The 6,972-nt window shown below is 66.6% G+C and carries 3 protein-coding genes; 1 reads left to right on the top strand and 2 read right to left on the bottom strand.

All coding sequences use genetic code 11. The features are described 5' to 3' along the window. On the top strand, positions 1-338 hold a 338-nt coding region (locus CJ301_RS18055; protein ID WP_162620623.1), incomplete at its 5' end, for a hypothetical protein. Between the two features lie 154 nt (positions 339-492). Here CJ301_RS18055 and CJ301_RS18050 read toward each other — a convergent pair. Then, a complete protein-coding gene (locus tag CJ301_RS18050) occupies positions 493-1,170 on the bottom strand; it encodes a hypothetical protein (protein ID WP_162620622.1) in 678 nt (225 codons plus the stop codon). A 394-nt stretch (positions 1,171-1,564) separates the two neighbouring features. After that, the gene (locus CJ301_RS18045) at positions 1,565-6,700 is read right to left on the bottom strand and encodes a RecQ family ATP-dependent DNA helicase (protein ID WP_099278734.1); all 5,136 of its coding nucleotides are present in this window, start codon (positions 6,698-6,700) and stop codon (positions 1,565-1,567) included. Positions 6,701-6,972 lie beyond the last annotated feature (272 nt).

Raw genomic sequence — 6,972 nt, 5'->3', positions numbered from 1 at the left:
AGGAGGCCGAGCGCCACCTGATGGCGATCATGGAGCGGGTCCAGCGGCGACTTCTGTGGGCCAGCGCCGCATGGATCGCCCTCGGCATGGCCATCATGCTCGGCCTCGGCGGTGCTGCCGGGTTCTACCTGGGGCGCGCCCACGGCCTGACCATGGCCGCCTCGTGGGAAGGGATCCTGGCCCGCCAGGACTTCGGGGCCTGGAGCGGGCTCATCACGAAGAACGGCGACATGGACGCGCTGCTTGACACGTACTGCCGTCCCGGCAGTCCGGACAACAGCCGTGTGCTGGACAGCGAGGGGCAAGAATTCTGCTGGCTGCCGCTGCGGACCGACTGATGGAAAGAGACCGGACTGGGTGTGCAAGACGATGGCCGCCCGGGGAAACACCCCCGGGCGGCCATCCTGTCAGCAGGTCATGATTGGCAGCACCCGTTCCCGGAACAGGGGGGCGGTCGGCTCAGCAACAAGCAGCATTTCCAGCGCCCCGCCCTCAATGTCCTTCTCGATCATCAGCCTCTCGGCGAGGTGCCGCAGCCGGTCCAGATGCGGCTCGAGCAAGCATATGGTCGCGGCCTCGACCGTCTCCAGCCGCTCCCGGACCCGCGCCGAAGGGCGCGGTCGAGCGAAAGAGGCGCGGCCGATGTCGGGATCCAGAGCGGCCCCTGGCCGCCCAGGCCGAACACGGTCTCGATCCGAAGCGCGGTTTCCGTCGCCAGGGCCAGGTCGCTCTCTTCACCGCCGCCGCCCCTGCCGAAACGTCGCCGAAGAGCAGCCGCTCGGCAGCCCGACCCGCGAGCAGCGTCTGCAGCCGGGCTTCGAACTGCGCCAGCGTCTGCGGCTCGATCAGCGGCTCGACCTCGACCATGCCGCCATCAACCGTCAGCCGCATTGCCGTGGGGCGGGTGATGCCGAGCAGATGATGCGCCAGCGCATGCCCCGCCTCGTGGATCGCAATGCGCCTTCGATGCGGCGCGCAGCCCTGCGGCCGCAGGCCATCAAGCGCCCGCTGCAGATCCCTGTCATCGATCGCTCGCCGGTCCGCCCGCGCCGCGGACCTCGCCTGCCGGATGAGCGCGGCGATGTCGGCTGCCGAGAGCCCCGTCGCCCGACGGGCAAGCGGCAGCAGGTCGAGATCGGCCAGGTCGCGGCCCAGGTGATGGTGCAGCATGCCCGCGATCTGTACAGGACGGGGCAGGGGCAGCTCGAGAACGCGCCCGAGGCGGCCCGGGCGGCGCAAAGCCGATCCTCTTCCAAAGAAAACCCGCGTCCCCGCTCTTTCGATAAGCACTCTCAGGTCCATCAGGGGTTTGGTGATGGGGTCATCCCTCGGTTCAGGTTGAGTTTCGCAACCCACACCACATCGATCCACCTGACCCTGAGCGCAAACATACGGTGTTCAGGCAGCGACCGCGACGTGAACCGAAAAGCCCGACACGCAGCACGGAAGCATTCGAGGTCCCGGCCTTGACGGAAGCGATTGGAGAACCCCGGGACATGACCAAGCCGCTGCGGGCAGCGCTTTTCATCGCAACTCCCGACTCGGACGGCATGCAGGCTTCAGGTCACACCGGCCCTGCGCGAAATTCCAGCTCCGGCAGGACCGTCTCCCACGCCTCGCGCTTGATCCATTGCTGGTAGTGCTCGTCGTTGTCGCTCTTCCGCCAACGAACGACGGCACCGACCGTGCCCTTGAGAAACACCGTACCTTCTGGCGGCTGCCACGATCTGGCCATGCGCCCGAGCGGCCGGTTGTTCCGATCATACAGCATCCATCGATCGCCTTCGGCGGCGAGGCAAAGCTCATCGCCCACCTGCGCCGAGGCGATGGCATCATGGGCGGCATGCGACGGGCTCAACCGCCCTGCATAGGACAGGTCGACGACTTCGAGGCTCGGCAGTTGATAGTGCCGCGGTGCGGGGGCCGCATGTCGCAGGTCTACGGAAACCCGGCGGCGCAGGACGATGTCGTCTCGGCCCTGTAAAAATCGATGGGTACCGGCGGTCGTCGCGGCAAGCGTCTTTCGGGCGCGCGTCATGCTGACATAGAACAGGCGGCGCGGTGCCTCCTCATCCTCGCCCCGGGATCTGTGCTCCCAGCCGCCGTCGAGGAGGACCACGTGGTCGAACTCGAGCCCCTTCGCGCGGTGGCCGGTCAGAAGCAGAAGGCCTCGTTGCTCGCCGCGGGTGTCCCGCGACCATTCGGCCAGCCATTCGACGATGTCGAGGGCCGGCATTGCGCCGGTCCCCAACTCGCGCGCCAGTGCGGCGATCCCTTCGGCGATGAGATCGGTCCAGCGGTTCGGGGGCTGTCTGTTCAGCAACGCGACCAGGCCCTCGATCGTGATGAGCTCTCCTCGGGCACCACGCAGGCTCGAGACCAGGGTCTGCATCTCCCGCAGGCGCCAGATGTTGGGCAGATGCTCGTTGGCCAGCTCGACCGGGATGTCGCGGCTTTCGGCATAGCTGCGCACGGGCTCGAGCCGTCGCCATTCCCGGGCAATGATCGCGCACCGGTCCCACCGAAAGTCCGGGTCGAGCGCCGAGAGCCGGATCAGCTCGTCGAGTGCGGCCATGGCCTGCGCGATGTCGCCCGCAGGCGCATCCAGCAGCTGCACGCGCCCCTGCGCCACCGGATCATGCCGGGCCATGGGGCCACCGGCGGGCTCCATCAGCCGGTCGCGATTGACGGTGATGTCGTGCCCGGCCTTCATGCGGCCCGCGGCCGGCAGAATGACCGCGTTCGCCGCTTCGATGATGTGGCGGGTCGAGCGGTAGTTCTCCGTCAGGAATTCGGGGCGCGCGCGGTAGTCCTCTTCGAACTTGCGGATGTAGTCGATCGAGGCGCCGGCGAATGCGTAGATGTTCTGGTCGTCGTCACCGACCGCGAAGAGGCTGAGCCGCAGATCCGGGTCCTCGAGCGACCGGCCGGCCACGGCCGAAATCAGTGCATATTCCTCCGCTCCGATGTCCTGGTATTCGTCGACGAGGATCCATCGGTAGCCCTGGATGAGCGCATCGCGCTGCGCTTCGGCCTCGACCCGGCTCAGGCCTTCGCCGTTCAGCTGCCGCACGGCGTCCATGATGATGCCGTCGAAGTCCCGCCCCTCCGATTTCTGCCCCGCGAAGCTGGCGCCGACCAGTCGCATGGCGAGCGCGTGGCAGGTCGAGACCGTCACGCCATTGGCATCCTCGCCGACGAGATGACGCAGCCGCGCCCGGATCTCCGTTGCGGCGTGGCGGTTGTAGGTCAGCACCAGGATGCCACGCGCGTCCTCGCGCTTCATGCGCAGCAGATAGGCGATGCGGTGGACCAGCACGCGAGTCTTGCCCGAACCGGGACCGGCGAGCACAAGGACGTTGGTCTGCTCACGCGTGTCGGTGACGATCGCCTGCTGCACCGGATTGGCCAAGGCATCGACGATGGATGCCCAGGAAGTACTCGTGGTCTGTCTTCGGATCTCCTGGCCCCGGTCCGGCATCCAGCGTCGCAGGAAGCTGTCTTTCTCGAGAACGAAGTAGTCCGCGGAAAGTCGCTGCGCCTCCTCCATGGCCTCGAGCCCGCGCTCGGCATAGGCGGCCATCACATGGGTCTGGACCGTCTGCTCGGCATAGTATTCCTCGAGTGGCAGGAAGTGGGCTTGGGTGAAACGTCCCCCTGAGGGGTTCAGGTGCACGGTCATCGCCGGCCGGAAGACCGTCAGCCCCTTGCCCAGCGTCACGACGCCTTGCTCGTGCAGCCACAGCAAGGTCCGCTCCATCAGCTTGGTCATGTCCTTGATGCCGCTGGACCTGAGCTCGATGTCGGCCGTCAGCGCGGCCAGCAGGTCGCCGATCGTGGTCTCGACCTGGATGTCCTTGCCGCGCACCCCCTTGGCCACCTTCTCCGTCAGCCATTCGAGCAGGATCGCGGCCGCCTTCCATCGCAGCTCGGCCGTCCGGCCGACGGCGCTCCAGGACCGCTCCAACGTGATCCCGAGCGTGTTGCGCGAGGCCTTGCGCAGACGGATATTGCCGCGCCCGCCGTCCTGATCCCTCCCGTCGCGTGCCATGCCCCGGAGCAGTTTTTCGATGATGTCGGGACGCGCCTCCCCGTGACCCGCGTCGCGCAGGACCTGACAGCTTTCCGACAGGTGCAGTGGCAGGGGCTCGGATGACGCCGCGTCGGGGGCCATCTCGCGGAGCTGGGCGATCAGCGCGTCTTCCAGCTCGGACGATGTCGCCAGCCGCGATGCGGAGTGCCCCTCGACGCCGACATGCACGAAGACCGTGATCGCGAGATCGTTCTGGGCGATCCCCAGCGCTTCGAGATCGGCCATGGCCTTGGTGAGGTGGCCGGGCGAGATCCCGCTCGCGCCGCAAAGCTCGTCCGTGGAGATGCCCCGGTCCACGGCGGCGCTCATCAGGTGGCGAACGAGGGAGATCAGCACCTGCCGTCGCGCCTCGGTGATCTGCGCGTCTCTCAACCGGGCTTCGGCTTCGTCGAGCGTTCGCACCTTCAGCGAGGACGGATAGATCTGGACTCGGTTTTCCTCACGAGACAACAGCGTCGCTTCCTCGAGCCAGGACACCGCCGTCTTCACGCGGGTGTCGTCGGTCGCGCTGTCGCGTTCGAACTCCCGGTCCTTTTCCTCGCGAACGATCTCGCCGGAGGTGGCCACGACCTTGCCGCTCTTTCGGGTGCGGTCGTCGATCCGGCGGAGCGCCTTCAGGATGGCACCGATCTCGTGTCGTGCCAGTCGCGAACGCGCGGACAACTGGAACTGCCGCTCCACGTCGTCGCTGGCATAGAGCAGCACGCAGTTCGCGTCAGCCCGGTCCCGGCCGGCCCGACCGGCCTCCTGAAGGTAGTTCTCGAGCGAGCCGGGGATGTCGCTATGCACGACGAGGCGAATGTCGGGCTTGTCGATCCCCATGCCGAAGGCGTTCGTGGCCGCGATGACCCGCAGCTCGCCGACCCGGAAGCGTTCCTGCACGTCCTTCTTGTCGTCCGGGCTGAGGCCGGCATGGAAGTGCTCGGCCGCGATCCCCTGGGCCTTCAGAAAGTCCGCCACACGGGTCGTCGAGGACCTCGTGGCGCAGTAGACGACCGCTCCGGAGCGTCCTTCGGCGGGCAGCATCTCGGAGATCACCTCGAAGACGTCGGAGAGCTTGGTTTCCTTGCGGGTGGGGCGCACTTCGAAGGTCAGGTTGGTCCGGCTGGCACCACCATCGAGAAGCATCAGCTCGACGCCGACGCGCGTTTCGAAGTGCTCGCGGATATCGCGCACGACCTCGGGCTTCGCGGTGGCCGTGAGGCACAGGACCGGGGCAGGGGGGCCGTCTCCCGAATGCTCCTTGATGAAGCGCGCCACGTAGCGATAGTCCGGGCGGAAATCATGTCCCCATTTCGAAATGCAGTGCGCCTCGTCCAGGACCCAAAGGCCGATCTCGCGCTGCTGCAGGATCGAGCGGATCGAGGTGCTCCGCAGCTGCTCGGGCGAAATGATCAGGATCGACGCCTCGCCCATGCGGACCTTCTCGAGCGCATCCTGGCGTTCGGGCATCGACATCATGCCGTTGATTGTCACCGCCGAAGAGATCCCGGCCCGCTCCATGCCTTGCACTTGGTCGGACATCAGGGCCACCAGCGGCGAGATGACGACCGACAGCGCACCGGTCTTGTCAAATTTCGACAGGGCCGGGATCTGGTAGCAGACGGACTTGCCGGTACCGGTCGGCAGGATGCCAAGCAGGCTTTGCCCACCCATCGCTTCGCCGACGATCCGCTCCTGCAGCGAGCGCCCGTCCTCGTCGACAGGCTGCGGCCTGTAGGCTTCGAAGCCGAACCAGCGCTGCAAGGCGCGAACCGGATCGTTCTTCTCGGCGCACCAACCGCAGCTGCTCTCCTTGCAAGACGTATCCCGCAGATGCCGCACGATCAGCGCGGCTTCCCGGAACTGTGCCCTGACCCAAGGCGGCATGACGGAGTCACCGCCCGCGACCGAGATCCACGACAACGCGTAGGCCATGGGCCAACCGAGCTCGGGCGTGGCGAGCCGGCCAAGAACCTGCTCGAGCCTCTTGGTGCAGACCTTGCCTTCGACGAGGCGCCGGATGGCAGCGAAAGCCTCGTCTTCGGCGGGCACCACGGCGCCTCTCACCTCCCGGAAGACCGCGTCGAACCCGGCCGCCATGTCCCGCCTTGTGCAAAGCCAGTGGTAGGCGGCAAGGGCATCGGGGGTCTCGGCGTTCAGCTCGGTGAGTGCCGAGAGCTGGTTCGTCAGCACTTGGAACACCAGCCTGGCATCGAGCTCAGGATCGTTCACGTGGCCGGCCTGCAGCTTTCCGTCCCGGTAGTGCTTGACCAGATGGTGATAGGGGTTCCGGGGGAAGGCGAGAGGGTTCAGCCAGAGCGTGTCGATCGGCGCTTGCATCAGTCTGGAGAGGCGGAGCCTCAGCGCGGCGAGATGGGGCAGGTCATGCTGCAGGAGGTTGTGCCCGATCGGGTGGGCGACGCCATCGAGCGCGGCCTCGAGACGATCCAGCCCCGCTTGCAGCTGTCCCGCCGCGCAGCGGATGGCCGGTCGGTCGTCATGGCGCACAGCTGCGAAGGCGAAGACCTCCGCGGTCCTCGGATTGACCTCGAGATCGATCGACAGGCAGTGATCGAGCAGGGCAGGACGGCTCGGTAAACCCGATGACTGAGGCAGCTGGTTCATTCGGGAACAGCGAATACAACTCTACGCCAACCCACAATCAGAACATTTTGAGATCCCAAGCACGCTGGAGCTACCTATTGCAGAAAGGCGATGGGGCGAACGGTCGCCTGTTGCAAGCGCATCGAGCGAGGGGAGGGTCCCAGGAGAGCAAAGCCTTGGGACCTGCAATACCGGGTTAGCCGAGGAAGGAGCGTCGCCGGACTTGGATGTGTCAGGGCGGGAGAAACGGCCTGGCCCCGAGGGAGTCGAGCCAGGCCAGCACTCGTTAAAGA

The sequence above is a fragment of the Limimaricola cinnabarinus genome (assembly GCF_002723615.1).
Classification (GTDB): Bacteria; Pseudomonadota; Alphaproteobacteria; order Rhodobacterales; family Rhodobacteraceae; genus Limimaricola; species Limimaricola cinnabarinus_B.
The sequence above is the reverse complement of the archived record's forward strand: the minus strand, read 5'-3'. Positions and strand labels throughout refer to the sequence as shown.

What these genes read in the sequence shown, in the direction of transcription:
- CJ301_RS18050 (WP_162620622.1), bottom strand. Translation starts at nt 1,170, where the DNA reads ATGCTGCACCATCACCTGGGCCGCGACCTGGCCGATCTCGACCTGCTG.
- CJ301_RS18045 (WP_099278734.1), bottom strand. Translation starts at nt 6,700, where the DNA reads ATGAACCAGCTGCCTCAGTCATCGGGTTTACCGAGCCGTCCTGCCCTG.